The following is a 25,294-nucleotide window of genomic DNA, read 5'->3' as shown; positions in this document are numbered from 1 at the left end:
CCTGAACAGTCTCCGAGCGATTCCTCCGACTTAGTGATTTGCATCCAGCCGGCGATTGCCTGACAAATCTGATGCCAGGCTGACCGGCGTGAACGCTTATGAACGCGTGCGGATCCACGCCAGGCACTCGGATCGCGTCATGTGGTGGGAACAGACATGCAGAGCAGGGGATTGCCTCACATTGCCGGCTTGATGTTGGCATTTTTCCTTTTTCAGGGCGCGGCTTCCGCGCAACAGGCGTGCGGCGATGCGGAGACCCCGTGCCGTGTTGAAAGCGGAAGCTATCACCTGATCCTGCCAGAAATTGAGCCTGCCGGCATTGTCATGCATCTTCATGGCGGCGGCAGCAGCGGGAAGGCAATGCTCAATTCCGATCTTGCGCGTGTCTCGGTCGCCCGCGGCTATGTGTTCGTTGCCCCTAACGGAGAACATCCCGAGGCGCGCTGGACGAAGGACTGGTCCGTGCGGGCGGACAACACGCGTCATGATCGCGACGACGCGGTCTTCCTGCAGACCGTGATTGCCGATGTCCGCGACAGATACCGGCTGGCGGACGCACCGTTTGTGCTCGCCGGTTTTTCGCGCGGCGGATCCATGGTCTGGGACATGGCCTGCCGGTTGCCTGAGTTTGCGGATGCCTATGCGCCCGTCGCAGGCGCGTTCTGGGACAGCCTGCCGGAGCGTTGCGCGGGCCCGGTGCGCTTGTTTCATGCGCATGGCTGGACGGACCGGACGGTTCCCCTGGAGGGCCGGTCCTTCAGGGACGGCACCGTTGTGCAGGGCGATGTCTGGGCCTCCCTCAAGGTGTTGAGGGAAACGAACCGTTGCGGTAACCGGCAGCCGGAAACCAACAGTTTTGAGGGGGAGTACTGGCTGCGGCACTGGACGGACTGCGAAGAGGGGCAGGTCGACCTTCTGTTGCACAAGGGTGGTCACACCGCACCGGCAGGCTGGGCGGATACCATTCTTGACTGGTTTGAGGGGCTTTCGCTCAAACAGCTTTGAGATTTTCTTTGCCCGACCATCGGAAGCCGGAGAATGCTGCCGACTTTTCTGATGGCGGGAGTAAGCCCCGAGGCCCAACTTCCCCCGTTAGGCAAGCTGCAGCGACCGGAGTGTCACTGGGCCCGCATTTCCGTCGAGATATCGATGGAGAGCGGACCGACAGGCAGCGCGAAACCGAAGGGGGCCGTGTCGATCTCGGTGGTCGCGTGGAAGCCCAGCCAGTCGCCCTTGTAGTAATCGATGAACTTGGCGACAGGGTGCGGGCCCTGATGGATCAGTTCGACCTGCAGCGTCACGGGCACGCTCACCCCGCGCAGCGTCACCTCGCCGGCAACATCAGCCGTGGTATCGCCGGTCGGCGTCACCGACGTGGAGACGAAGCGTATGGCCGGATGGTCCTCCACGACCAGGAAGTCGGCGCTCTTCACGTGATCATCGAGCGGCCCGACGCCGGTGGATACCGATGCGGCATCGATGGTGACCTCCAGCGTGGCCGAAGCCGGATCCGCAGGATCGATCACCAGAATTCCCTCGGCGCGGTCGAACTCGCCGTGCTGGCGGCTGACACCCGCGTGGTCCCACCCGAAGCGTACCTCCGTGTGGCCTGCATCGGTCTTGTAGGTGCGGGTCTCGGCCAAGGCAGGAACGGTGAGCAAACTCATGAGGGCAACGGTGACAAGGCTACGCATCGTGGTCTCCAGGCGTCGTCTGATGGTTGAACTTGACGCGATCATATAAATTGATCGCAACGGAAAGTGCCATGAGAAGCGTTGAAGCCTCACGCAGACGTGACGAGGGGAGGGGCGTGGACATTAGTCGGAGCCTCGCCGAGCTGCAGGTACACAGATCTGATCGCGAATTTTGTCGGTTTCATCAGGCGTTGAAGCGCGCTGGTATAAATATCCTGAAGGATCGGATCATCCCGTGACAACCGTCTGTCCGGTTCGGGGATCGACATGGCACTGAAGCTCATCGATTCAAATCGGTGGCAATCACCGTTGAGGACCGGTTCGATCCCTCAGGATGTGAACTTCAAGTCCACCGTTTCAGTCTCTGTGGAGGCTGACTGAACAAACAGTGTCGGAGGCGGAAGGAAGTCAGGCTCGCTGAGCGCGCACGCCAACCCATGGACCCCGCGTTTCATCTTTCAGAACGGCTATCCAGCGGTCGTCGTCCTGCGAACACCAGTGAATGATTGCCGGGTCGATCGGCCGCGTGAAAGTCGACACAACCTCGCCGGTGCCAAGGTTGACACGCTCCAGCTCTGTTTGCGGAAGGTGCGGCAAGAGCACCGTGGCCAGATTGGACAGCTTTTCGCGGGGCGTTTCATCGCAGGTGGGGAAGGTCGCTCTAAGCTTGAAGGCGCAGTCTTCAATTTCGACAATATCCGTTTGACGGTACTTGCCCGCTACATAAATGGATCTGCCCAGCTCCTTTGAAGCCGAGATCAGGTGACTGTTCCCGTATGGTATTCCCGTCGAATTCCAGAGACCATAGTCGACACTGACCTGGAGTTGCCCCTCTTTTGGCAGGAGATGCTCATCGGGGTGCGTGTCGATGTCACTAAGGCGAGCGGCACCGTCGACGAGCCATACGCGATAAGATCTGATGTTGTCCGGCTTCGCTTCACGCAGGTCCAAAAGCTCGTGCCGGCTGTTCCAGACGGGTTCCAGCAGGAGGGCCTCCGGCCAAGCCTTGCGGCAGGTTTCCAACATTCTGCGGGAGGTCTGTTCGGTCACACGACCAAAATCTGCGGTCCAATATGTCGTCGCACCGGAAAAGTCGGTGTAGCGACGCGCTTCCGGGTCCGTTTCCTCCGGCACTTTTCCATTTACGGTCACGCCAAAGTAACGGCAGAATTGCGCCAGCGACATGGACCCGTCGTGAGGCGGGCCGATATCTGTTTCCAGAAGCCGGGTTTTGCGGCCGTCATTGTCTGATTGCTCAACGCTCAGATGTCCACCCCGGTAGCGGACATAGATTTCCCGACCTTCCTGTGTCTCACCATAAAACTGACTGGGGTAGGAGCCGCCACCACGCAAGCTGGCCAGATCAAGGTTCAACGATAGTGGCAGATGGGGGGTATGAAACGAGATGGAGATCATTTGGTGTACTTTGTCATTCGTACAGCCAATAGCAGTCTGAAGGGAATGTGGCGAGAGTAAAATTTGGTAGCGGAGGAGGCACTCGAACCTCCATTCCTCATAACGCATTGATTTCAAAAAAATGAAATCAATCATGTTTCTATGTCTCACATGTATTCGTGTACAAAATCTTCAATACAAAATCAATTGCAGGCCAAGAATAATTCAAGAATTGTGGCTGTGTGAAAAAGCAGCTGAAGCATATCCCGAAGGTCGTCGGCTCAAATCCTGCTCCCTCAACAACCGAAACTCGAAGGCGCACAGGATGCGGCGACTAACATCCCTGAGCCGACTTTTGATGCACGAGTGGTGAATGTCTGCTCATAAGATGCCGAACCCTGTCCGCAGCCGAGACTGTTGGTCTTTATACTAAGCATCGTCATAGGACTTCAGGAGGTCGCATATCTGCTCGCGAAGCCATTGGTGCGGGGGGCTGACCGAGTATCGACGATGCCAGATCAAAAAGAGACGGGCTGGATCGACTGGCACTGGCGGTCGAAAGATCTCAAAGTCCACAGAACCAGCCACACGATTTGCGAGCGCGGTTGGCAGCAACGCAATTAAGTCCGAACCCGCCACAGCACGATATACTCCGGAGAATACCGGAAGCGTCATTCTAATGTCGCGGCTGCGTCCGACGCGCGCCAGCGCCTCATCGCCAACGCCTGTCGGGTGGCCCTCTGTTGAAAACAGGACGTGACCCAGTTCGCAGAAGAGACCTAAAGGCATCACGTCACCTTTCTTGATTCCTCTTTCAATAAGCCTCGGGTGCTTTTTGCGGGCAATGACGGAAAAGGAAGCGCTGAACACCGGTACTCCTTCAGCCCAATCCGGCAATTGCGTTTCTGGCAGGAGCGCAAAATCAACTTCGTAACGTGCCAACGCCCCAACACGGTCGTCTGGAACAAGGTCTACAAGGTGAACACGCATCGAAGGTGCAAGAAGTGCCAAATGTTCAGCCAGTTGCGGCATTAGCATTTCTGCAAAGAAATCGCTTCCAGAGATACGAAACGTCGTCTCGGAAAATGCAGGATCAAACACCGCCCGCTGGCCGATAAGCAACTCAATGCGTCCCAGAATTTCCTGAAGTGGATCCCGCAGAGACAGTGCAAATTCGGTTGCCTCAAGCCTTTGTCCGCTTCTGAAGAACAGATCATCTTCCAGTGCCACGCGGAGCCTTCCAAGTGCTCCAGACACAGCCGACTGGGAAAGACCTAAACGCTCTCCAGCCTTGACAGTCGAATGCTCGATGAGAAGCGCATCCAGCACGCGCAAAAGATTGAGGTCGAAGGTAGATAAATTGGCCATGCCAATTAATACTATCAAAATAATCGGTTTAACAGATTTATTGGTCTCGAATACCGTTTGCTGTGTTCACCGCTCATAAAGAGAAGGAGCCTCAGCATGTCGGATCGTCCTCGTACCTACAATGTCCTGAACATTCTCATGAAGTTTCATGCGTTTCCATCTGAGACGATGGGCAAGTTCTGTTTCGTTGAATGCCTGGTCCCTGTTGGTGCAGGCGCACCGCCCAATCACCATGCAGGAGAGACGGAATCGTTCTATGTGACCGAGGGTCAAATAGGCTTCATGGTTGATGGAGAAGAGTTTTTGGCGGGGCCGGGCGATCATGTGGCGATCCCGGACGGTGCAGTTCATGCGTTTCAGGCAGTTGGCGACACGCCCGCACGGGTCTTGATCATCAACGCGCCAGGGATGATGCACGACAGATTTTTCACCGGTATTGGACAACCTTTGCCCGAGGGCCAGACTGACCTGCCAACGCCAAGTGAGCCCGATATTCCGTCAGTATTCGCGATGGCACAGGAAGTCGGCATGACACTTGTCACTCCCCAACCTGAGCCCGCTTAACCGCAATAATTTTTGCAAACAAAAAGAGGTGCGTGGCACCTGGTGTGCGCGCATCAACAACCAGTTTAGTAATAACGGCCCGCAGCGGACATTGATCTTATCTACAACGAACGTCCACTTCGGACCTAGTGAGACAAGGTCTGGCAAGGGCGGGCTACGGGCATGCACTCCAGCCACAAGCGCCCCTTTAAACCAACGCTCACTTTTAAGATCAGGCAGGGACGGCGCCGGCTGCCACGGGCGAGGCGTGTTTCACGCCCTTGCTGTCGATCTTGCCACCGGTTTTCAGGTGATGTTCGAGGCTGTCGAGCATGAGCGACACGCGCTTCTTCATCATGGGTTTCATCATCAGGGTCCCCATGATCGCGCCCAGAGGCCCCATGCCCAATTGGATGTCCATCTCCACCGTGACATCGGTCGCGTTGCCGCGCGGAGAAAGGCGTATCACGGACGTGCCGCCCTTCATCGGTTTCGGCGCCTCGCTGAGCGACAAGTGAACCGCACGGCCGTCCTCGATCTTGGTGATTGTTTCGACGATCGAGGTCTTGTCGACGAACTCGCAACGCCGTTTCGCGCCGACGCCCTCGTTGTTCTGGCTCAGCAGAGGCGAGCGCACGACCCAGGGCTGGAAGCGCCAGATGCCACCCCAGTCGTTGAAGGCCGCCCAAGCGTCCTCTGCCGAAGCGTTGATCCGTTTTGTCAGTTCTGCACGCATGGTGGTTCCTTTCGCGTTTTAGGGTTTTCGATTGAAGCTTCTTGGTTCGTGTCCGGAGGACAGAATCTCTGTCCTCGGCGGGATCGAGTGAGCGGTTGGAAAGTTCGACATCACGTGATGATGTCCGCCACCGCGCCATCTGCAGTTTCGGGCGTCTTGAGCTCCAGTTGAATTAAAGCGTGCTTGGTCATTTCGGGCGTGTCCTCTGGCGCGATTTTGTTCGCTTGGCATCGTCGAAAGTGATTGCCGCCCCTCGCTTTTGCCACTTCTAATTTTGCACCAGTGAGGTGCAAATTTCGAAGGTGTTGGACGGAAATCCATCCGCTAAGAACGTGCGGTACGACCCCACTCCCTGACCACCGCAGGAGGAAAGCCGATGCGTCGTCTCATGCTCACTGCCTTCATGGCCGCTTTGCTTCATACGGCGCCGCAGGCGTCTTTAGCCGAGGAAGGTTGGACAGAGCTCGATCTGTCCAAGACGCGGATCGTGGCAGCTCAGACGGCACTGCCGGCGGACGGGGCGATCCGGATAGGCGTCGACATCGCGCTTGATGACGGATGGAAGACCTATTGGAGGAGCCCTGGCGACGCCGGCTATCCCGTCACCGTTGACTGGTCCGGGTCGCGAAATGCGGAAGTCGGAGAGATGCAATGGCCCGCACCGTACCGTTTTTCGCTCTTCGATCTCGATACCCTCGGTTATGGCGAGCGGGTGCTCTTTCCCTTCGATGTGACTGTTCCCGACCCCTCGCGGCCGACGCATCTGAACGCCACTGTCGATTACCTGCTCTGCAAGGAGGTCTGCATCCCGCAGGTCGCCCAGGTTTCTCTGACGCTGGAACCGGGCGTGTCGGTGGCCAGCACCGAAGCTCAGCTTATCGATCTTTACAGCTCACAGGTTCCTGGCGATGGGTCCAGGGCAGGGCTGGACCTTCGCACGGCTGCAATCGAACCAGGCGGGTCCCGCGTGAGTGTCGAGGTGGCGTCGATCTTTCCGTTCACTTCTCCGGACGTGATCATCGAGGGGCCGGAAGACGTTACCTTCGGCAGGCCTGAAATCGCGTTGCGCGAGGACGGACTTGTCCTGACGGCGTCCGTGCCGGCCGAAACCTTGGAAGGCGGGGCCGCGCGCCTCTCGGCGGAAGACATCACGATTACGGTCGTTGACGGTGCACGCGGCCTTGAGACGGGGATAAACGGCAACCCCGCAGCGTCCCGCGCCCCGGTTCCGACGACGGCCTTCCTGGGGCTGCTGGGCACCGCCTTTGTTGGTGGCCTGATCCTGAACCTCATGCCATGCGTCCTGCCGGTTCTGTCGATCAAGCTTCTGTCGGTCGTCTCGCAGGGCGGGCAAAGCCCAACGCGCGTGCGTCTTTCTTTCTTGGCGTCAGCGTTCGGAATTGTCGCCTCCTTCTGGTTGCTGGCCTTCGGCGCCATTGCGCTCGGCGCGCTTGGGGTCGCGGTGGGATGGGGCATCCAGTTCCAGAACCCGTATTTCCTGGTCTTAATGGCTAGCGTCGTTATGATCTTCGCCTACAACCTCTTCGGCATGTTCGAGATACCCTTGCCGCAATGGATGTCCGTCGCCGCACAGACCGGAAATTCAGACAGCCTGCGCGGGCATTTCCTGACCGGCGTTTTCGCGACGCTCCTAGCCACGCCCTGTTCAGCGCCCTTCGTTGGTACGGCGGTCGGTTTCGCGCTGTCCTCGGGGGCGCCCGAGATCCTGGCCATCTTCACGGCTCTCGGCCTTGGGCTCGCGGCGCCGTTCCTGCTCGTTTCGATTTTCCCGAAAATGGCGACGTCGATGCCAAAGCCTGGCAAATGGATGCTACAGCTCAAGAAACTTCTGGGTCTGGCACTTGCGGCGACAGTGGTGTGGCTGCTGTTCGTCATCGCCGGCGTCTCAGGGAAAGTCCTCGCCCTGGTCGTTGCCACAGGGTTGTTGGGCATCGGGGCGGTTCTCTGGACCGGTCGCGGAGACGCAAACCGGTCGGCCTTCGTCGGCACAGCGACCGCAGCGCTTTCGCTTGCTCTCATGGCAAGTCCTGCCATTTTTTCTGCCGGAGGTGCATTTGCGCCCCAGGCTGTGACGACAAATTTCGCGAATTTCAGCGTTGCGGAACACGATCGCCTGGTGGCCGCCGGAGATGTCGTGTTCGTGGACGTGACGGCGGACTGGTGCATCACCTGCCAGGTGAACAAGCGCCTTGCCCTCAGCGACGGGAATGTGCGGGCTGCGCTGGAGGCCGAGGGCATCACGCCGCTCCGGGCAGACTGGACCCAGCGCGACGACGCGATCCTGTCTTTCCTGACGAGCCAAGGGCGTTATGGCATCCCGTTCAATGCCGTCTATGGGCCGGGCGCGCCTGACGGCATTGTGTTGCCGGAACTGCTAACGCCCGGCGCCGTCCTTAACGCGCTGCAAGAGGCGCGGGGTTAGGCCCCCCGGCCCTCGATCAGATCCAGCTTGTCGGACACTACGTCGTAGAGGTACTCCCGGAACCGGCGAAGCCGGACGCTGTCGCGCAGGTCCGGGTGGGTAAGGACCCACAGCGAGGTATGTGGCACGGCGCGGGCGCTGGGAACTCGTCGAAGATCCGGTTCGAGGTCACCCATCATGCAAGGCAGATAGGCCATTCCGAGTCCCCGTTTTGCGAACGCCATCTGCACGAACACGTCGTCGAAGCTGCCCATGACCGGCATGGGTTCCAGCCCGGCGGAATGGACCCATTTCGGATACTCGACCACATCGTCCCAGCCCAGCCATTTGGCGTTGCGGTTCACGCCGCTGAAGACGTGCGCATCGATATAGTCGGCTGACGCATACGCGCAGGACGCCTGCGTCGCGAGGTTACGCCCGACGAGATAGTTGGGGGGGGGAGTTGCCTTGCGACGTGAACCGCATGGCGATGTCGGCCTCGCGCTTGGAGAGGTCGAGCAGATCCTCGGTCAGTTCCAGGGTCAGGTTTACGAGTGGATTCTGCTTGACGAAGCGCGTGAGGTCGTCGGTCAGCACGCAGACCGCCATGGGCAGGGGCAGGGTGAAGCGCACGTCCCCCGACAGTGCCGAGTCCCGTCCAGCAACCGACCGCTCAGCGGCGTGCATGGTTTCCTCAATCTTCTGCGCGGAGACCACGAGCTCTTCCCCGGACGGCGTAATCAGCAGTCCGTCGGGCGTGCGGTCGAAGAGCCGGGTCTTCAGTGCTAATTCCAGCGCGTCCATGCGGTGCGACACCGTCGAATGCGCGACCTTGAGGCTTTCGGAGGCCCCGCGGATCGAACCGGCCCTGGCCACGGCGAGGAAAACCCTCAGGTCATTCCAGTCAACTGACATGCGTTCGGGGTCTCCTCGTCGTCTGAAGTGCAAAAATGGATGAGTCGTCAGTTACATGGTCCTAGCAATAATGACTGTTCCAATTTTGGTCCAGTGTGGCGCTATAATGGAACGTGCGGTGCGTTTTCAAGTAAGCTAGCACGATGGCGCAGGTATCAACAGGAGGTTTCCCATGCGCCTGATTTCCACTTTCAAAACGACAGCCGCCGTCATCGCGGTTGTGACAAGCCTGGCCGGCGCTGCGACGGTGACCGCCGCACAGGAGATGCCGCCGCGCGTCGTCGGCGCCGTGTTGGTCGACGAACTGACATTGGCGCCGATGCAGTTCGAGATCGAAGTCGAATTGGCCGCGTCGCCCACGGACGTCTTTGCCTTCGTCTCGGACAGCATGAATGTTGACGAAATCATCGACAGCGTCGCTGGTGTCGAGGTTTCCGGTGACGGCATAATGCGTGACTTGACGCTGGCCGACGGCACGGTGGTGTCGGAAACAATCAAGGTGAGCGACGCCAGTCAGATGTCCTTTGCCTACAGCCTGCCCGCCGAGAACCCGATGGGTCTGTCGAACCACCTGGCCGTGATCCAGGTGCGCCCAGCCGACGAGCGCGGCGGGTCGGTTCTATCCTGGCAGCAGTACTTCGACGGAGAGGCTTCGGCCGACGCGTCGGCGCTCTACTTGGCGGCGGCTCAGCGGTTGGCAGAGCGGTTCGGCGGGTACATCAGCGGAGAGCACAGCGGCTTCGCCGAGGTGACGCTCTCGCATACCCGGACTTTCGACGTCTCCGCCACGGCGGTCTGGGCGGAAGTAGCCGAGAACTACGCGAATGCTCACGAATGGGCCAGTGTAATCCAGTCGATCGAGTTCGAAGATGCCGATGCCGGCGCGATCGGTGACGTCCGGTCGTGCTTCATCCCGGGTCTCGGCGGCGCCACGCGCGAAGTGATCACGCGATACGACGAAGACAGCTTCACCTATGCCTACACGATCGAAGAAGGAATGCCGCCCTTCGTAACCTCGAACGAGGCAGTCTGGAGTGTGACGCCGGTCGACGAGGTCACCTCGGAGGTCAACGTTACGATCACCTTCTCGACCGCGCCAGGCGTGCCGCCTAGCGCCATCGCCTTTGCTCGGTCGAACTTCTTTTTCTTCGCAGGGCTTGGGATTGAGGATCTCAGGTACTTCCTGGAAAACGGTGAGCCGCACCCGCGCGAAATCGCGTCAAGGTCTTGATCGGTAAGGTGCAGGCCATGGCATTCCTCAGATCACCACTCACGGCACTCTGCCTTGGCCTGTCCCTGATCGCTGGGGCCCCGACCGGGGCCCTGGCACAAGCAGAGCCGACGACGCTTTCGGTCGAAGCGGGCGGCAAGGAACTGACTGCGCGGGTCATTCGTCGCGCGGCGACCGACGGCGCCTCCCTGATCGTCGGATTGCACGGCTACGGAATGAATGAAGGCCAGATCGAGACACTCGTGAACATCGAACCTGCCTCCAGCAACAGCTTTGTCGCGCTCCGGGGGCCGGTACCTGTGGAGGGCGGAGGGCACGCCTGGTTTCCGGTCGATGGCAGCGAAGGCTACGTCTTGAGCCAGCCTGGCGACTTCACGACCAACGCTGATATTGTTGCGGTCGCGATTGCGGCCCTGACCGCGGAACTCGGTGCGGATCCGCGTCAGGTCTACGTCGTCGGCTTCAGCCAGGGAGCGTCGATGGCGCTCGGACTTGCGCTGACGCACCCCGATCTTGCAGCGGGGTACATCGCGTTCGCTGGTGGCCTTCCGCCTGAAGTGCAGGCTGAAGACTGGACTATCAAAAACGGTGCCCATGTGCTTATCGGCTATGGCACCCGCGACTCGCGATTCAGCGCTGAGGAGCTTGACGCCACGATCGCGGCGTTGTCGGACGCGAACCTGTCGGTTGAGTTGCAGACCTTCGCCGTCCCCCACGTTGTCAGCGGCGCCGGGCGCCGGGCCATCGCGGCCTGGATCGACGACCGCATCGCCGGACGACCGGTTGCACAGACCCGTCCGCTGCCGCTGGCGGTGACCGCAGCCCCCGATACCGGCGAAGACCCGCAGGCGATCATCGCCGAAGCACTGGCCGCCGCCGATGCGCGAGGCGGATATTTCGGGAACCCAGAAGGTGATCTCGTGATCTATAAGTTCTTCGACTTCAACTGCTCCATCTGCCGGATCGCGCACCGGCAGATGGGCCGTTTTCTTGCGCAAATGCCCGACAACACCCGTGTTGTCGCGGTGGACGTGCCCTTGATCGGGCCAGGTTCGCGCGAAGCGACGGCACACACATTCTCGCTCGTTTCCCCTGCCGATTACAACCGCGCCTACCACGCGTTGATGAAGGGGCGGGGTCAGGTGAACGGCGTGCGGGCCTTGCGCGAACTTGAGAAACTCGGAATCTTGCCAAGTCTGACTGACACTCAGGAAGCCATCGATGCCTACCAGAACGAAATGCGGATCAACACTGCCGCGATGCGTGCTCTTGGGATACGAGGAACGCCGGGCTTCTATGTCCGGCTTGCAGATGGTCGCGAACAGGCCTTTACCGGCTGGGATGCTGCCGCGATCGCCGCTTTCTTAGGTGCTACACTCGAATGATCTTGCGGCAAGAGAGTCACGTTTCCACGACCGTACACAAAAGATGACCGGGTATGTCTTGATTTCTCCGGAGGGGCTGGCAGAGGACGCAGCGCTCGCCTCTTGGCTCGAAGAATGCGCCGCGTTTGTGGGAACACTTCCATCCAAGTAACGGCACGCGTCCATTTCTGGGAATACCCATGGCATCACGGACGGTTTTGATCACACGTCTTTGCGAAGTTATGTCATTGCTCTCACGGCATTTGCGATGGTCGAAGCCGACCGAGAGCACCGTCGACGGAGTGCTCTCTGTGCGGTCGGATGGGCCTGAAATCATCTACCAGTCGATTACCGACTGGCTCTCACGAGCCGAGTTCGACTGGTTCAGCCATGCGGCGCGTTCCCTTCACGGTGGTCCTGACCGACAATCGCGGCTTCGGCTGCATCAACCGGCTGCAGAGGGGCACGGGGGGGGCTGAGTTCAACAATCTCTACCGGAGCAGCAATGTCGAGGCGAAGTCGGACATCGACTTCGTCGCCCTCGCTGCGGCCATGGGCGCGCACGCGGTCAAGGCGAAGGACATCGTCGGCCTCGAAGCCGAGATCCTGGCGGCGCGCGACCGTGAAGTCCCCTCGGTCATCGTGATCGACACCGACCCGATGCACGGTCCGGGCGAGGCAGGCGGTGGTCCCTGGTGGGATGTCGCCGTGCCGGAAGTCTCTGCACGCCCGGAAGTGAAGGCGGCGCGCGATGGCTACGTCGCGGCCCTGAAGGATCAACGGGTGGCGGATTGAACGCTGTCTGAATTCGAGTGGTGAGGCGCCTTTTGTCTACCTCGACAAAGAAAGATCAAGTCTCACGTATTCGACCCGTGGATTGCCTGGATCACGGCATCGGTCACTTCGCGCGTCGTTGCCTTGCCACCGACGTCAGGCGTGAGGATGCCTGCATCGCAAACGCGTTCAACGGCAGTCATCAAGCGCCGGCTGGATTCCTGTTCGCCCAGATGATCCAGCATCTGGGAAGCCGTCCAGAATGTTGCCACGGGATTGGCAATGCCCCTTCCGGTGATATCGAAAGCCGAGCCGTGAATGGGTTCGAACATGGACGGAAACCGCCGTTCCGGATCTATGTTGGCCGTCGGCGCAACGCCGAGGCTGCCGGCAAGCGCGCCCGCTAGATCGGAAAGGATATCCGCATGCAGGTTGGTTGCAACGATCGTGTCGAGGCTTTGCGGGTTCTTGACCATGCGAACCGTCATGGCATCGACCAGCATCTTGTCCCACGTCACGTCCGGAAACTCCTGCGCGACCTCTGCCGCGATTTCATCCCAGAGCACCATACCGTGCCGCTGCGCGTTTGACTTTGTCACGACCGTCAGCAGCTTGCGCGGCCGCGACTGAGCCAGCTTGAAGGCGTAGCGCATGATCCGCGCGATGCCGACGCGGGTGAAGATTGCGACCTCGGTGCCGACTTCCTCCGGCAGACCCCGGTGGGCGCGCCCACCATTTCCCGAATATTCGCCTTCGGAGTTTTCCCGAACGATCACCCAGTCGAGATCCCCGACCCCGACATTGCGCAGGGGCGAGGTGACGCCGGGAATAATCTTGGTGGGCCGCACGTTGGCATATTGATCGAATCCCTGGCAGATCGGCAACCTGAGACCCCAGAGCGTGATGTGGTCCGGGACATCCGGTGCGCCGACGGCGCCGAAATAGATCGCGTCGAAGGGCTTGAGTTGTTCCAGTCCGTCGGAGGGCATCATCTCGCCGTGCTTCTTGTACCGGTCTGATCCCCAGTCGAAGAAGGTCAGGTCAAAACTCACATCCCCGGAGCGCTGTCCGAGCGCAGCCAGAACTTCCGATCCCGCTTCAATCACTTCCGGACCAATGCCGTCGGCCGGGATGGCTGCAATCTGATAGCTGCGCATGACAAATTCCTGCTTTTGGGGGCTGGCAGCGGCGCATGTCCTCCCACGCCTGCCGTCGAATTGCCGCCAGACTTGCAATCTCCGTTCATTCCGGCAATGCTGGTTCGATCATATAAAAAAATGATATAATCAAAGAGACCCATGGAACTCCGTCAACTGAAGTGCTTTATCGCAGTCGCAGATACGCTGCATTTCGGCCGCGCCGCACAGAAGCTCGATATCCTGCCTGCGTCACTGGGACGCCAGATCAAGATGCTGGAGGACAGTCTCGGCAGCCGGTTGCTGACGCGAACGACCCGGACCGTTGCATTGACCCAGGCCGGCAGCGATCTTCTGGAAGCTGCCCGCGATGTCGTGGACCGCGCCGACCGGCTCGAAGCCGAATTCCGGGAGAGCCAGCGGGACAACGCGTCTGTCCTGCGGATTGGGGCCATAGACAGTGCCGCCGTCGGTCTTGTGCCACAACTGATCCCGCTCTTCAGAGAGGCGCATCCGGAGATCGATATCCAGCTCCTTGAGCAGAAGACCATTCGCCTGCTGCCTCGTCTGCTGACGGGACGGCTCGATGTCGCAATCGTCAGGCCACCCGAGGTTCTGGACCCCCGCCTTGTTCTGAGATCCCTTTTCATCGAAACAGCTGTTGTTGCTGTTCCGGATACGCATCCGCTTGCAAAAAGGGATCGGATACGCGTCGAGGACATGGCGGATGAGCCGCTTATCGTCCCGGACAAGGGATCGCGGCCGCATAGCCATGATCTGACGATGAAGCTGTTTCTCGAGGCAGGTTTGCCCGCGCGTGTTGCGCAGATTGCGGAGGAGAAACAGACCATTGTCAATTTGGTGAGTACAGGTGTCGGCATTGCCATTGTTCCACGCTGGATTTCCAGGCTGGCAGTTGGCGGCGTTACGTTCGTTCCGCTTGACTTGCCCACCGGGCCTGCGAAGAACAAACTGGCTCTGTCGGTCGCCTGGGTTCGTGACACGCGGGATTCATCGCGCGACGCTCTTCTGCAAACGCTCGATCAGTATGTGGAGCAGCTTGCCATTTCGGCATAGCCATTAATTATTCCATTTTTTTATATAATTTCTCCGCGCTGTGCAGCGCCGTGGCGGCGGATTAGCGTGCAGTCTTGGTGAAGGGCCGGTCTTTGCCGTCCGCAGGAGGATGTGGGCTCGGACAACGGACCTTTCATGAAGAATATCTGGAGGAACTCATGAAATTCAGCATGATGACCGGCGCCTTTGTGATCGCCGCATTGACCGCAACCGCAGCGGTTGCAGACACAGTCGACAAGACTGGCTGGCCCGAGAGCTTTACCGTGGGAACGGGATCGCAGGGCGGCACCTATTTCGGATACGGCACAGGCTGGGCGAACATCGCCGGTGAAGAGCTTGGTGTGTCCGGTGCTGCCGAAGTCACCGGCGGGCCGATGCAGAACATGGCCCTGGTTCATTCGGGCGACCTGCCGTTCGGCATGACCACCATGGGACCTGCGGCGGAATCAATAGCCGGATCCAATCCCATCGCTCCGGGACTGCAGATGGACAAGGCCTGCGCCATGTTCCCGATGTACCAGACCCCGTTTTCGATCACGGCCCTGAGTTCCTCGGGCATCACGTCCGTTGCCGATATTCCTGAGGGTGCGCGCATTGGCTTTGGCCCGGCCGGATCGACGTCCGACACCTATTTCCCGCGCATGATGGAAGAGCTCGGTGTCAAGTTCGAACGCCGCAACGGCGGCTGGTCCGACCTCGGCAGCCAGTTGCAGGATGGCCTTCTGGACGTCATCGCTTTTGCCGCGGGCGTGCCGGTTCCGGCTGTCAGCCAGCTCGAAGTGCAGACAGACATCAACATCATCGAGTTCACGGAAGAAGAACAGGCCGCAATCACCAAGGCGTTCCCCGTGGCGAATTTCGACATTGCAGCAGACAGCTACACAACGCTGGAGGCTCCGGCACGGTCCGTCTCCATGTGGAATTTTGCGATCGCCAACTGCGATCTGCCTGAAACCTTCGTGTACGGTGTTGTCAAGGCGGTCATGTCAGACAATGAGCGCATGGTCGCCACTCACAAGGCGGCCCGTTCGACGCTGCCGGAGTTCTGGGACCGCAACCAGGTCATGAAGTGGCACCCGGGTGCTGCGCGCTGGTTCCAGGAAACCCAGGGCGCCGATATTCCTGCCGACATGATCTACGGCAACTGATCGCCAGTCGTGCCCGCACGGGGAGATCCTCCTCGTGCGGGTGCCGGATCTAACTAAGACCCGTCCGTGCGTGAGACGGTGAATGCCCCGACAATAGAAGACAGAGCCGCCAAGATCGGCCATTGCAGGAACCCATGACAGACAAGATCGACCAGTCGGCCGAAGATGTCGGCGACAAAGTTCTGGCTGAAGGTGTCGATGAAGAACCGATCGAGAGCAATCGCCGTCTTTTTGACGGGCGCGCCTATCTTGTCATGGCAGGCCTGTCCGCGCTTTACGCGGCATTTCACATGGTTGCGCTCAATGGCGTCTCCATTTCGGCATGGACCGGGATAACCATTCCCTTCCTGCCGCAGTTTCCGATGGAGACCTGGAATTTCCGTATCGCGCATATTGCCGGTGCCCTGGCGCTCGGCTTTCTGCTCTTTTCCGCTCACATCTTTCACGCAACCGGTGCGCCGCATCGAGAAACACGTGTCGTCAGCATTCTCGCGCTGCTGCTTCTTGTGCCTGCCTTCGTTTCGGGGGCAACGGCGATCAGTTTCGTTCATTTGATCCATTCAGGCACCCTGCCGCAGATGGGCGGGTTAACGACCTGGGCGGCTTTTCCGGGCACCGAGATCTACGAAAACGAAGTATGGTGGTTCGGCGTTCCGTTGCTGATCGCAACCTTCGGAGCGATCGTCGCGGGCTGGCTTGAGCGCCGGGGCCGCGAGCGTTTTGCCGCATCCGATGTCGTGCTTGCGGTCTGCGCCATGGTTGTCGCGACCTATTTCATCGCCATCTACGACACGGCGGCCAGAAATTCCGTCGGCACAACATTCGTTCCGATCGGGGTTGCCTTCGCTGCGACGGCGGGATCTGCAATGATCCTTGAGCTCACACGCCGGGTCGCAGGCCTTGCCCTGGTCATCATCACCGCCGTGTTCCTGATCTACACATTCACCGCCCACCTGCTTCCCGGCATTCTGGCGGTTCAAAGCGCCTACACCTGGCAGCGCTTCTTCGGACATGTTTATTCCGATGCCGGTATTCTGGGGCCGACCACGGCGGTTTCGTCGACCTACATCATTCTATTCATTATCTTCGCCGCTTTCCTTCAGGCCTCCAAAGTGGGCGACTATTTCGTGAATTTCGCCTTTGCCGCAGCCGGACGCGCGCGCGGAGGGCCGGCGAAAGTGGCTATCTTTGCTTCCGGGCTGATGGGCATGATCAACGGCACCTCTGCCGGGAATGTCGTTGCCACTGGCTCGCTCACCATTCCGCTGATGAAAAGGGTCGGCTACGAAAAGAAGACTGCGGGGGCTGTCGAGGCCGCGGCGTCCACGGGCGGCCAGATCATGCCGCCGATCATGGGGGCAGGGGCCTTCATCATGGCCGAGATCACCGGCATTCCCTATCAGGACATCGCGATCGCCGCGATCATTCCTGCCGTGCTCTACTTTGTCTCGATTTACTTCATGGTCGATTTTGAGGCGGCAAAGCTCGGCATGCGGGGCATGCGCGACGACGAACTGCCGAATTTCAAGGATATGGTGGCGCGGGTCTATCTCTTCGTACCGATTATCATTCTGATCGCAGCCCTCTTCATGGGCTATTCGGTCATCCGCGCCGGGACGCTGGCAACCGTCTCAGCCGCCGTTGTCTCCTGGTTCACACCCCATCGCATGGGATTACGCTCAATCATAAAGGCCTTTGAGCTGGCCGGCGTCATGTCGATCCAGATCATTGCCGTCTGTGCCTGTGCGGGCATCATCGTCGGCGTGATCAGCCTGACCGGTGTTGGTGCGCGGTTCTCCAGCCTGCTTCTTGATCTCGCGGCAGCCAGTCAGCTTCTGGCCCTGTTCTTTGCCATGTGCATCGCGATCCTCTTGGGCATGGGCATGCCGACGACCGCCGCCTATGCGGTTGCAGCATCCGTGGTTGCGCCGGGCCTGGTGCAGCTCGGCATTCCGACGCTGACGGCACATTTCTTCGTCTTTTATTTCGCCGTTCTTTCGGCAATTACCCCACCGGTGGCGCTGGCGAGCTACGCGGCTGCGGGGATTTCCGGCGCGAACCCGATGGCAACCTCTGTTACCTCGTTCAAGTTCGGGCTGGCTGCGTTCATCGTGCCGTTCATGTTCTTTTACAATTCGGCAATTCTCATGGACGGCGATGCCATCGACATCATGCGCGCCGGTGGAACGGCGATCGTGGGCGTGTTCCTGCTGAGTTCGGGCGTCCAGGGCTGGTTCCTCGGCAAGGTTGCAGCGTCTTATCTGCGACTGGGTCTGGCCGCGTCCGCCCTCCTGATGATCGAAGGTGGTCTCTGGACCGATCTGGCAGGCCTGTCCGTCGCAGCTGCGGTCTTCGCCGTGCAGCGCCTCGTCCAGCCGAAACCGGGTGACGGCATACCCGTGCGTGGAGCGGATTGAGGTTCGCCTTCAGGCTCTTAGACTGATACTCGATCGAATTTCTCGGCTCTCCAAAGGGAGCTGTAGGGCGTGTTTTTCGCCTTTGTTTTTCCCAGTTCGGAACCGACAAGGCAACAGCACGCAGCAAATGTTTTCGTAAAGCCCAATGTGCAAGCTTCTGTTCAGCAATCCTAGAACCGCATTTCGATTACGCGTTCGTCAGCGCGAACTTTTGACTTGCTTTATTGATAAGAATTTTTTTATCATTAGGAATGCCTTATGAAGATGAGCTCAAATCCCTTGCAAACCCGATCCGGCAGAGCGTGATAGATGAGCTGGCACGGCAGCCGATGTCCGTGCGTGAACTGACGTCGAGAATTGGCGTATCGCAACCCGTCATGTCACAGCATCTCAAGGTCCTGAAGGAAACCGGTCTCATCTCCGCGCGTGCGGAAGGGACCCGGAATATCTACTGCATCAACAAGGTCAAGCTGGACGAAATCCGGGCGTTCTGGACTGCGCACTGGTCAAATCTGTTGGCTTCAATTGACGAAAAAGGAGAGTAGTCCGATGTCTCTCGATCCGGTCAAAGTCGTTTCCAAGATCAACCGAAGCCCGAGTCAAACCTTCGATGCCTTCATGTCCAAGGCCTCGCACTGGTGGCCGCTGGACACGCATTCGGTCAGCCCGTATCTGGGTGAGCCTGCGCCGGACACTGTTGTGATCGAGCGATACGAAGGGGGAAAGATCTTCGAGATTTCTGCGAAGGGTGACCAAAGGATCTGGGGTACCATCCTGGACTACCAGGAAGGCAAGTATGTCGCTTTCAGTTGGCATCCCGGTTCGACGGAAAACGAAGCAACGAAAGTCTCTGTCGAGTTCGAGCTTGCAGATGATGGCAACACGCTCGTCACGCTGGTTCACAGCGGCTGGGAAGTGCGTGGAGACAAAGCCGCAGACATCAGGGGAAACTATCAGGCAGGTTGGACCGACATCATTCAAAGCCGTTTCACGAACTTCACGAACTCACTGTAACGTTGCTTGATCAAACGGCTTTCAGCGTTGCAAGCATGCAGTCAGCTGTTCACATGACACTTTTTGGCCTGCGGGAAAAGGCACCTTCGGGTGGAACGGCGCAGTCCGCCGGTCAAATGTTCAACTGCATCGTTGCCTTGGTTCTGTCCATCGCGACAAGTGTCCGGAACTTTCGAATGCTTCTGTTGGGAAAGAACAGGCGCTGCGTGAGCGCTTCGTATTCCGACATGTCCCCGACGATCACGATCAGTATGAAGTCGCATTCTCCCGTGACGTAGTAGCACTGCTGGACTTCCGGAGCTTCGTGAAAGCGCTGCTTGATTTCGTCGATCCTGCCGCCGGTTTCTTCTCTCAGTTCCACCTCCACGACAATGGTCAGGGGAAGTCCAACAGCCTTTGGGGCAATATGGGCAACCTGTGTGGAGATGATGCCGTCCTGTTCCATCCGTTTGATCCTTCGCTGCACGGCGGCCGTCGACAGGTTCACGGCCTCGCCGATCTGCCTCTGCGGCACGGTACAGTCTTCCTGCAGGATCCTGAGAATCGCGCGATCAAAGCTATCGAGCTCGTTCGATAAAATGTCTTGCTTCATGGTGTTATCTCGCAAAAATTTCTCACTATTTAGCAAAATATGGATGCCAATTCTCGACAAAGATGAAGCATTTTTGCTGAGAATTGCAAAAAGGCGCATCCATGTTCGAAATGTTTGAAAATGCAAAGATTGATTTGTTGGCCGGCGAACCCGCCTTCGGGTCCTCTATCAACAAGACCCTGCCTGCCGGCCGCTTTGATCAGGCTCATGCCTTGATCACGGCCTGGGACGGATATGAACCGACACCCCTTGTCGATCTTCCGGGGCTGGCGCGACAGTTGAACCTGAGGGCAATCCACTACAAGGATGAAGGCCCCCGGTTTGGTCTTGGAAGTTTTAAGGCATTGGGCGGCGCATATGCCGTCTTGCGCAGCCTTCAACGCGCCCTGACGGAGACAGAGGGGCGGGATGTCTCGGTCGATGAGATCCAGGGTGGGGCCTTTTCATCGCTGATCGGGAATATGATGATCGTTTCGGCGACTGACGGCAATCATGGGCGGTCAGTGGCCTGGGGCGCGGCGCGTTTCGGGGCAAAGTGCCGGATTTACATCCACGCAGAGGTCAGCCGGTTCCGTGCCGCAGCCTTGCAGGACCTCGGGGCGGAGGTGATCAGGGTGGATGGCGACTATGACGCTGCGGTCGCTCGGACACGTGTAGACGCCGAGGAATTCGGCTGGAGCATTGTGTCAGACACATCCTGGCCGGGATATTCCGAGGCTCCGCTCGACGTCATGGCCGGTTATGGTGTGATGGCACGAGAGATTGTACAGGCGTTGCCGCTGCCGCCGACCCATGTCTTTCTTCAGGGCGGTGTCGGCGGTCTCGCAGCAGCGACCATAGCGTCGTTCTCTCAGGATTGGGGAGCAGACGCGCCAAGGAACGTCGTTGTTGAACCCGATCTGGCGCCCTGCCTGTTGGCGAGTGCGAAAGCAGGTGCGCCGACGCCGGTTCGTGTCGAAAAGGAAACGGTCATGGCCGGACTGTCTTGCGGGGAGCCTTCCCAACTGGCCTGGACCGTTCTTGAGCAATCCGTTTCCGGCTTCATGACCATACCTGATGGTCTGGTTGCACCGGCCCTGCGCCTGCTTGCAATGGGTCAAACGGGAGACCAATGTATCGAAGCAGGCGAAAGTGCGGTCGCGGGTCTGATCGGACTGATATGCGGAGCGAAAAATCGAACACTGCGTGACAAGCTTGGACTGAATGCGCAGTCGCGTGTCCTCGTCATCGGGTCCGAAGGCGTCACGGACCCGGAGGTGTTCGGTGCCCTTATCGCCGGACACGAATGATTCGAAACCGCTCTATGCGCTCCTGCGGACTTGCCCGACAAGTATCGACCAATCCATGCCGAGCGCTGCATATACTCCAGCCGCCTCGGGGCTCGCATTATCCGCCAGGATTTCAACCATGAGGCTTGCTCCATCCGCGACGACGACACCGGCCTGCGTCAATCGGACAAGAGCGGTCTCGCGCTTGGTTGTGTTGAAGGTTCCACTCGCATCTACCGCCACATAGGAATCGAACCCTTCGCGCACCGCGCGCATCGCCGGAAAAGCGGCACAAACCTCCAGCGAAACACCGGCAAAGATCAGTTTGCTGCGGCCGGTTGCTCGAATGGCCTCTTCGACCCGCTTGTCGTCCCAGGCGTTCACACTTGTCCGGTCTATGAATGCGTGTTCGGGCAAGGCGTCCGCAAGTTCCGGGAAGGCCGGTCCCCACAGCGTTTCTGCAGACGTTGTCGTGGTCACGATCGGCAGATCAAGGGCCCTTGCGGCCTTGGCCAATCCGACAACATTGTGCTTCAGCTCCGCGATGGAATAGTCGCGGATTCCGGTCATCAGACCTACCTGGTGATCGACAAGCACCACGGCGGCATTGTCACGCGTCAACGGTTCCGGGTTGTGAGAGTTGGTCATTGAATTCTCCTTTCTGGTTCGGTTTTCAGTCAATTGATCCAAGCCGGCCCGCTCGATAGTCGGCTTCAGCCGCGTCGAGTTCAGCCATGCTGCCCATTGCAAACGGCCCCCTTTGGACGAATGCTTCGCGTAGAGGATTTCCGCTGAAGAGAACGACATGCGCGCCAAGCTCCGACGCAATGCTGATGTCCGATATGCCCTCCAGTGCGACAGCCTTACCTGACTGCAAAGCGGTCGAGGTTCCGTTCCAGGAAACGGCGGCGGAACCCTCAATGGAGAGAATCCAGGCGTGCTGATTGCTTGCGCCCTCGTGCAGGAACCTCCCTCCAGCGCGTAGGTTGATATCGAGCAGGGTCAGAGGGATGTCCGGTGCACGCGCACCTGTGACACCATTGCTCTCACCGAGAACAAGCCGAGCCTCAGCTCGCTCACCGGAAACGCGCGGAATATCCTTCGCAGGAAGGTGAAATGCTGTCGGCGGATCATGCCGGTGTTTTTGGGGCAGATTGACAAAGACCTGCAGTGCGTGCGTTCTCGCTCCAGGGCGCGGCTCTTCGTTGTGGATTGCCCCGCGTGCGGCCTTGAACCAGTAGAGGTCGCCGGCTGCCAGATCGACATCGTTGCCGAGGGAGTCGCGATTGCGGAACGCGCCTTCGCTGTCTTCGAACATCACGGTCACTGCCGACAGTCCGGCATGGGCATGCGTTCCGAAAGTGGGCTCTGTCATGACGAAATGGTCCACCATGATCAGAGGATCCATAAGCCCCGAAAAATCGCTGTGAATGTAGCTCCTGGCCGAGAACCCATCGCCCAGAGCGATCCGCCTGCCGGCACTAGGAGCCGGTCTCCGAAAGGGCTGGACTGTCGATTTCTTGACAACTTGCTTGTCCATGTCGGTTTCCTCATTTTCTGAGTATTGAGAATAAGGTCAGGACAATTCTTTGAAAATCAGCCATTATCAGAACCTATTGTTCTATTGATGGAACAGTAGGAGGGTTGCGGAATGGATTTGAATGATGCGTTCTATTTCGTTCAGGTCGTCGAGAAGGGCGGCTTTTCCGCCGCCTCTCGCGTGCTGAACGTTCCCAAGTCAAGGCTCAGCCGCAGGGTCAGGCAACTTGAGGATGATCTGGGCGTGCGCTTGCTGCAGCGCACGTCGCGCGTCGTGACCACGACGGAACTTGGTGAGGAATACTATCGCCTTGCACAGGACGCGCTGGGCCGTTTTGAGGCTGCCGAAACCGTCATACGCCGCAGGACCAACAGTATCGAAGGCGTCGTGACCCTCTCCTGTTCCGTGGGGATGGCCCAGTTTGCGCTTGATCGGATTCTGCCTCGTTTCCTGCAGGACAATCCCCGGGTCACGTTGGTGCAACAGGCCTCGAACCAGATGGATGATCTGGTGAAGGGAGGCATCGATGTTGCAATCAGGGGGCATGTGGAAAAATTGCCGGACTCGAGCTTGATCCAGGTGCGGTTGGCGCACGTCGAGTGGCACCTTTTCTGTTCGCCCGAGTATCTCGTAAATCTGGGCCGGACGGATGAGCCGGCTACGCTGGCACACCATCCAGCGCTGGTTCTTGGCCGGCAGAGAGAAACGCACCAATGGCTGCTTGCGGACCGTGAAGGGCAAACTGCTTCCGTGCCATGTCGGGTTCGAATGGCAAGCGACGACATGACGACCCTCAAACGCGCGGCGGCACTTTCCCTCGGTGTCGTTGCCTTGCCGTCCTACGTCTGCCGACCCGAGCTGGATGCCGGTTCCCTCGTTCGTGTCTTGCCGAACTGGACAGCAGGCCGCCCGCAGATCAGCTTGCTGATGGCCTCCCGGCGGGGCCTCTTGCCCGCGTTTGAAGCATTCCTTGATTTCCTCAAACGGGAATTGCCTCCCGTACTTTCAGGTGACGCATCCGAAAATCGCAAAGCAGAAAATTCCCGTGGCGGCTTTGTCCCGTATTGACGAGGGACACCTTCCGTCCGAAGCGGCCGACGCGGCCCTGATCACCGGAAGAATGAGAAGAAGGGAACACCTAAACTGCGAAGGCATTTCAACTCGAGCCAGGGGGTATCGGCGGAGGTACATATCGTCTCTTTTGTTTTGACGAAGTGGGTGCCATCGGCTAGAGAACGTGCATTCTCAGGGCGAGTTGATATTGCAATCAATGGATGTATCTCGTGGGCGCGGCCCTCATAAGGTAGGCCAGCAGAATCCGGTAAAATTCCGGTGGCCTGCGTTGGTCCGGCTACTTCAACGCTCTGGGATTTCGTGATTTAAAAGGATCAAGAGCAGTGGCAAAATCCCCTAGATTTGCGTTCATCAAGGCGCGCTGGCATGCCGAGATTGTCGATCAGGCGCTTGCTGGATTCCAGAGTAGACTCGGTGAATTTGACGCGAATGCGGAGATTTCGGTGTTTGACGTTCCAGGCGCGTTCGAAATGCCGTTGCTTGCTCAAAAGCTGGCGGAAACCGGTAACTATGATGCAATTGCAGCGGCCGCCCTGGTGGTCGACGGTGGTATTTACAGACATGATTTTGTCGCCCAATCCGTCGTGTCTGGTCTCCTTGAAGTCGGATTGAAAACTGGCGTTCCCGTTCTGTCGGTGTCTCTGACGCCGCACAACTTTCAGCCGACCGACGATCACATCAAGTTCTTTTCGGAGCACTTTGTCAAAAAGGGGCGCGAAGCGGCGGACGCAGCCCTTGCTGTTGCCACGCTCTATCGGGATCTGGACGCTCCTGCGGCATAGGCCGGGAAGCGGCCCGGGTGCAGGACGTCAGGACATGATCAAGCCGCCGTCCACATTGATCGTCTGACCGGTTATGTAGGCGGCGTCTTCGCTTGCAAGGAATGCCACCAGGCCGGCCACGTCACTTCCTTCGCCCGCGCGCTTCATGGGAATATTGTTCTGCACCCAGCTTTCCATCAACTCGCCGGGCCCGAAATCGCCGAGCATCTGACCCCAGACCCGATCATTGTAGTCCCACATCTCCGTCTTGATGATGCCGGGGCAGATGGCGTTGACCGTGATGTCCTCGAGAGCAACCTCCTTGGCGAGGCTTTGGGTCAAACCCATGACGCCGAATTTGGAAGCCGCATAGTGCGGTGTGTAGATGAACCCGTCGCGAGCCTGTCCCGACGCGGTGTTGATCAATCGACCGCCACGACCTGATGCACGCATCTGACGAATGGCTTCCTGGCAACACAGGAATACACCCTTGGTGTTTACCTCCATCGTCGCGTCCCAGTCTTTCTCGCTCAGGTCCTCGATCCTGGCGATTGTGATGATGCCCGCGTTTTGCACCGACACGTCAACTCCGCCGAATTCGTTCTTGGCAAAATCGTAGAGATCCGTGACCTGCGCCTTGTCGGTCACGTTGCAGACAAACCCGCGAGTTTTCGGACCGAGTTTGGTTGCTGCGTCCATCACCTGCTCCTCGACCGAAGCGATGACAACGTTTGCGCCCTCGGAAACGAAACGTTCGGCCATCGAATAGCCGATCCCCTTGTTGCCGCCGGTGATAACAACGCATTTGCCTGCAAATCTGTCCAT

25 protein-coding genes are annotated in these 25,294 nt (G+C 58.9%); 14 read left to right on the top strand and 11 right to left on the bottom strand.

Annotated elements, in window-relative coordinates; all coding sequences use genetic code 11:
- Positions 1–192 precede the first annotated feature (192 nt).
- The gene (locus ACO07N_RS00865; protein WP_421979206.1) at positions 193–1,005 is read left to right on the top strand and encodes an alpha/beta hydrolase family esterase; all 813 of its coding nucleotides are present in this window, start codon (positions 193–195) and stop codon (positions 1,003–1,005) included.
- 113 nt (positions 1,006–1,118) lie between these two features.
- Here ACO07N_RS00865 and ACO07N_RS00860 read toward each other — a convergent pair whose 3' ends face one another.
- The 3 genes from ACO07N_RS00860 to ACO07N_RS00850 all read right to left on the bottom strand — a co-directional run bounded on the left by ACO07N_RS00860 (position 1,119) and on the right by ACO07N_RS00850 (position 4,457).
- Positions 1,119–1,694: a YceI family protein gene (locus ACO07N_RS00860; protein ID WP_421979205.1), complete on the bottom strand. Its 576-nt coding sequence runs from the start codon at positions 1,692–1,694 to the stop codon at positions 1,119–1,121.
- A 408-nt stretch (positions 1,695–2,102) separates the two neighbouring features.
- Positions 2,103–3,245 (bottom strand): hypothetical protein, encoded by a 1,143-nt coding sequence (locus tag ACO07N_RS00855; protein ID WP_421979204.1) that lies wholly within the window; start codon positions 3,243–3,245, stop codon positions 2,103–2,105.
- 273 nt (positions 3,246–3,518) lie between these two features.
- Positions 3,519–4,457 carry a LysR family transcriptional regulator gene (locus ACO07N_RS00850; RefSeq protein WP_421979203.1) on the bottom strand — a complete coding sequence of 313 codons (939 nt, stop codon included), beginning with the start codon at positions 4,455–4,457 and terminating at the stop codon, positions 3,519–3,521.
- Between the two features lie 96 nt (positions 4,458–4,553).
- On the opposite strand from ACO07N_RS00850, the gene ACO07N_RS00845 reads away from it, so the two are divergent.
- The gene (locus tag ACO07N_RS00845; protein WP_421979202.1) at positions 4,554–5,021 is read left to right on the top strand and encodes a cupin domain-containing protein; all 468 of its coding nucleotides are present in this window, start codon (positions 4,554–4,556) and stop codon (positions 5,019–5,021) included.
- A gap of 211 nt (positions 5,022–5,232) precedes the next feature.
- On the opposite strand, the gene ACO07N_RS00840 is transcribed toward ACO07N_RS00845, so the two are convergent.
- Positions 5,233–5,736 (bottom strand): SRPBCC family protein, encoded by a 504-nt coding sequence (locus ACO07N_RS00840; protein WP_421979201.1) that lies wholly within the window; start codon positions 5,734–5,736, stop codon positions 5,233–5,235.
- Positions 5,737–6,112: 376 nt separating this feature from the next.
- On the opposite strand from ACO07N_RS00840, the gene ACO07N_RS00835 reads away from it, so the two are divergent.
- A complete protein-coding gene (locus ACO07N_RS00835) occupies positions 6,113–8,179 on the top strand; it encodes a protein-disulfide reductase DsbD family protein (protein WP_421979200.1) in 2,067 nt (688 codons plus the stop codon).
- On the opposite strand, the gene ACO07N_RS00830 is transcribed toward ACO07N_RS00835, so the two are convergent.
- Together ACO07N_RS00830 and ACO07N_RS00825 are read right to left on the bottom strand one after the other, a co-directional pair.
- Positions 8,176–8,523, bottom strand: coding sequence for a LysR substrate-binding domain-containing protein (locus ACO07N_RS00830; RefSeq protein WP_421979199.1), 348 nt, complete (start codon positions 8,521–8,523; stop codon positions 8,176–8,178). The two genes, ACO07N_RS00835 and ACO07N_RS00830, sit on opposite strands and share 4 nt — an antisense overlap.
- A 67-nt stretch (positions 8,524–8,590) precedes the next feature.
- Positions 8,591–9,073 carry a LysR family transcriptional regulator gene (locus ACO07N_RS00825; RefSeq protein WP_421979198.1) on the bottom strand — a complete coding sequence of 161 codons (483 nt, stop codon included), beginning with the start codon at positions 9,071–9,073 and terminating at the stop codon, positions 8,591–8,593.
- 172 nt (positions 9,074–9,245) lie between these two features.
- On the opposite strand from ACO07N_RS00825, the gene ACO07N_RS00820 reads away from it, so the two are divergent.
- The 3 genes from ACO07N_RS00820 to ACO07N_RS00810 all read left to right on the top strand — a co-directional run bounded on the left by ACO07N_RS00820 (position 9,246) and on the right by ACO07N_RS00810 (position 12,463).
- On the top strand, positions 9,246–10,304 hold the full coding sequence (locus ACO07N_RS00820; protein ID WP_421979197.1) for an SRPBCC family protein: 1,059 nt from the start codon (positions 9,246–9,248) through the stop codon (positions 10,302–10,304).
- 17 nt (positions 10,305–10,321) lie between these two features.
- Complete coding sequence (locus ACO07N_RS00815) at positions 10,322–11,689, top strand: dienelactone hydrolase family protein (protein WP_421979196.1); 1,368 nt, start codon at positions 10,322–10,324, stop codon at positions 11,687–11,689.
- 369 nt (positions 11,690–12,058) lie between these two features.
- Entirely contained in the window at positions 12,059–12,463 is a 405-nt protein-coding gene (locus tag ACO07N_RS00810; RefSeq protein WP_421979195.1) for a thiamine pyrophosphate-dependent enzyme, read from the top strand.
- A gap of 62 nt (positions 12,464–12,525) precedes the next feature.
- Here ACO07N_RS00810 and ACO07N_RS00805 read toward each other — a convergent pair whose 3' ends face one another.
- Positions 12,526–13,599 carry a tartrate dehydrogenase gene (locus tag ACO07N_RS00805; RefSeq protein ID WP_421979194.1) on the bottom strand — a complete coding sequence of 358 codons (1,074 nt, stop codon included), beginning with the start codon at positions 13,597–13,599 and terminating at the stop codon, positions 12,526–12,528.
- Positions 13,600–13,740: 141 nt separating this feature from the next.
- Here ACO07N_RS00805 and ACO07N_RS00800 point away from each other — a divergent pair, with 141 nt between their 5' ends.
- The 5 genes from ACO07N_RS00800 (at position 13,741) to ACO07N_RS00780 (ending at position 19,234) form a co-directional block, all read left to right on the top strand.
- Entirely contained in the window at positions 13,741–14,655 is a 915-nt protein-coding gene (locus tag ACO07N_RS00800) for a LysR family transcriptional regulator (protein ID WP_421979193.1), read from the top strand.
- Positions 14,656–14,813: 158 nt separating this feature from the next.
- On the top strand, positions 14,814–15,803 hold the full coding sequence (locus ACO07N_RS00795) for a TAXI family TRAP transporter solute-binding subunit (RefSeq protein WP_421979192.1): 990 nt from the start codon (positions 14,814–14,816) through the stop codon (positions 15,801–15,803).
- 134 nt (positions 15,804–15,937) lie between these two features.
- The gene (locus tag ACO07N_RS00790; RefSeq protein ID WP_421979191.1) at positions 15,938–18,220 is read left to right on the top strand and encodes a TRAP transporter permease; all 2,283 of its coding nucleotides are present in this window, start codon (positions 15,938–15,940) and stop codon (positions 18,218–18,220) included.
- A gap of 251 nt (positions 18,221–18,471) precedes the next feature.
- Positions 18,472–18,765, top strand: coding sequence for an ArsR/SmtB family transcription factor (locus ACO07N_RS00785; protein WP_421979190.1), 294 nt, complete (start codon positions 18,472–18,474; stop codon positions 18,763–18,765).
- Between the two features lie 4 nt (positions 18,766–18,769).
- On the top strand, positions 18,770–19,234 hold the full coding sequence (locus ACO07N_RS00780; protein WP_421979189.1) for an SRPBCC domain-containing protein: 465 nt from the start codon (positions 18,770–18,772) through the stop codon (positions 19,232–19,234).
- Positions 19,235–19,346: 112 nt separating this feature from the next.
- Here the strand turns inward: ACO07N_RS00780 and ACO07N_RS00775 are convergent, their stop codons facing one another.
- Positions 19,347–19,826 carry an Lrp/AsnC family transcriptional regulator gene (locus ACO07N_RS00775; protein WP_421979188.1) on the bottom strand — a complete coding sequence of 160 codons (480 nt, stop codon included), beginning with the start codon at positions 19,824–19,826 and terminating at the stop codon, positions 19,347–19,349.
- Between the two features lie 101 nt (positions 19,827–19,927).
- Here ACO07N_RS00775 and ACO07N_RS00770 point away from each other — a divergent pair, with 101 nt between their 5' ends.
- Positions 19,928–21,115: a diaminopropionate ammonia-lyase gene (locus ACO07N_RS00770; protein WP_421979187.1), complete on the top strand. Its 1,188-nt coding sequence runs from the start codon at positions 19,928–19,930 to the stop codon at positions 21,113–21,115.
- A 12-nt stretch (positions 21,116–21,127) separates the two neighbouring features.
- Here ACO07N_RS00770 and ACO07N_RS00765 read toward each other — a convergent pair whose 3' ends face one another.
- Complete coding sequence (locus ACO07N_RS00765; protein ID WP_421979186.1) at positions 21,128–21,742, bottom strand: isochorismatase family protein; 615 nt, start codon at positions 21,740–21,742, stop codon at positions 21,128–21,130.
- A 25-nt stretch (positions 21,743–21,767) separates the two neighbouring features.
- Positions 21,768–22,634, bottom strand: coding sequence for a pirin family protein (locus tag ACO07N_RS00760; RefSeq protein WP_421979185.1), 867 nt, complete (start codon positions 22,632–22,634; stop codon positions 21,768–21,770).
- A gap of 111 nt (positions 22,635–22,745) precedes the next feature.
- Here ACO07N_RS00760 and ACO07N_RS00755 point away from each other — a divergent pair, with 111 nt between their 5' ends.
- Together ACO07N_RS00755 and ACO07N_RS00750 are read left to right on the top strand one after the other, a co-directional pair.
- A complete protein-coding gene (locus ACO07N_RS00755; protein ID WP_421979184.1) occupies positions 22,746–23,702 on the top strand; it encodes a LysR substrate-binding domain-containing protein in 957 nt (318 codons plus the stop codon).
- Positions 23,703–24,031: 329 nt separating this feature from the next.
- Positions 24,032–24,490: a 6,7-dimethyl-8-ribityllumazine synthase gene (locus ACO07N_RS00750; protein WP_421979183.1), complete on the top strand. Its 459-nt coding sequence runs from the start codon at positions 24,032–24,034 to the stop codon at positions 24,488–24,490.
- A gap of 27 nt (positions 24,491–24,517) precedes the next feature.
- Here the strand turns inward: ACO07N_RS00750 and ACO07N_RS00745 are convergent, their stop codons facing one another.
- Positions 24,518–25,294 carry an SDR family oxidoreductase gene (locus tag ACO07N_RS00745; RefSeq protein ID WP_421979182.1) on the bottom strand — a complete coding sequence of 259 codons (777 nt, stop codon included), beginning with the start codon at positions 25,292–25,294 and terminating at the stop codon, positions 24,518–24,520.

The organism is Roseibium sp., from assembly GCF_965229775.1.
In the GTDB taxonomy this organism is placed as follows: domain Bacteria; phylum Pseudomonadota; class Alphaproteobacteria; order Rhizobiales; family Stappiaceae; genus Roseibium.
Note: the sequence above shows the minus strand (reverse complement) of the source record. Positions and strands in the feature narration are given on the sequence as shown.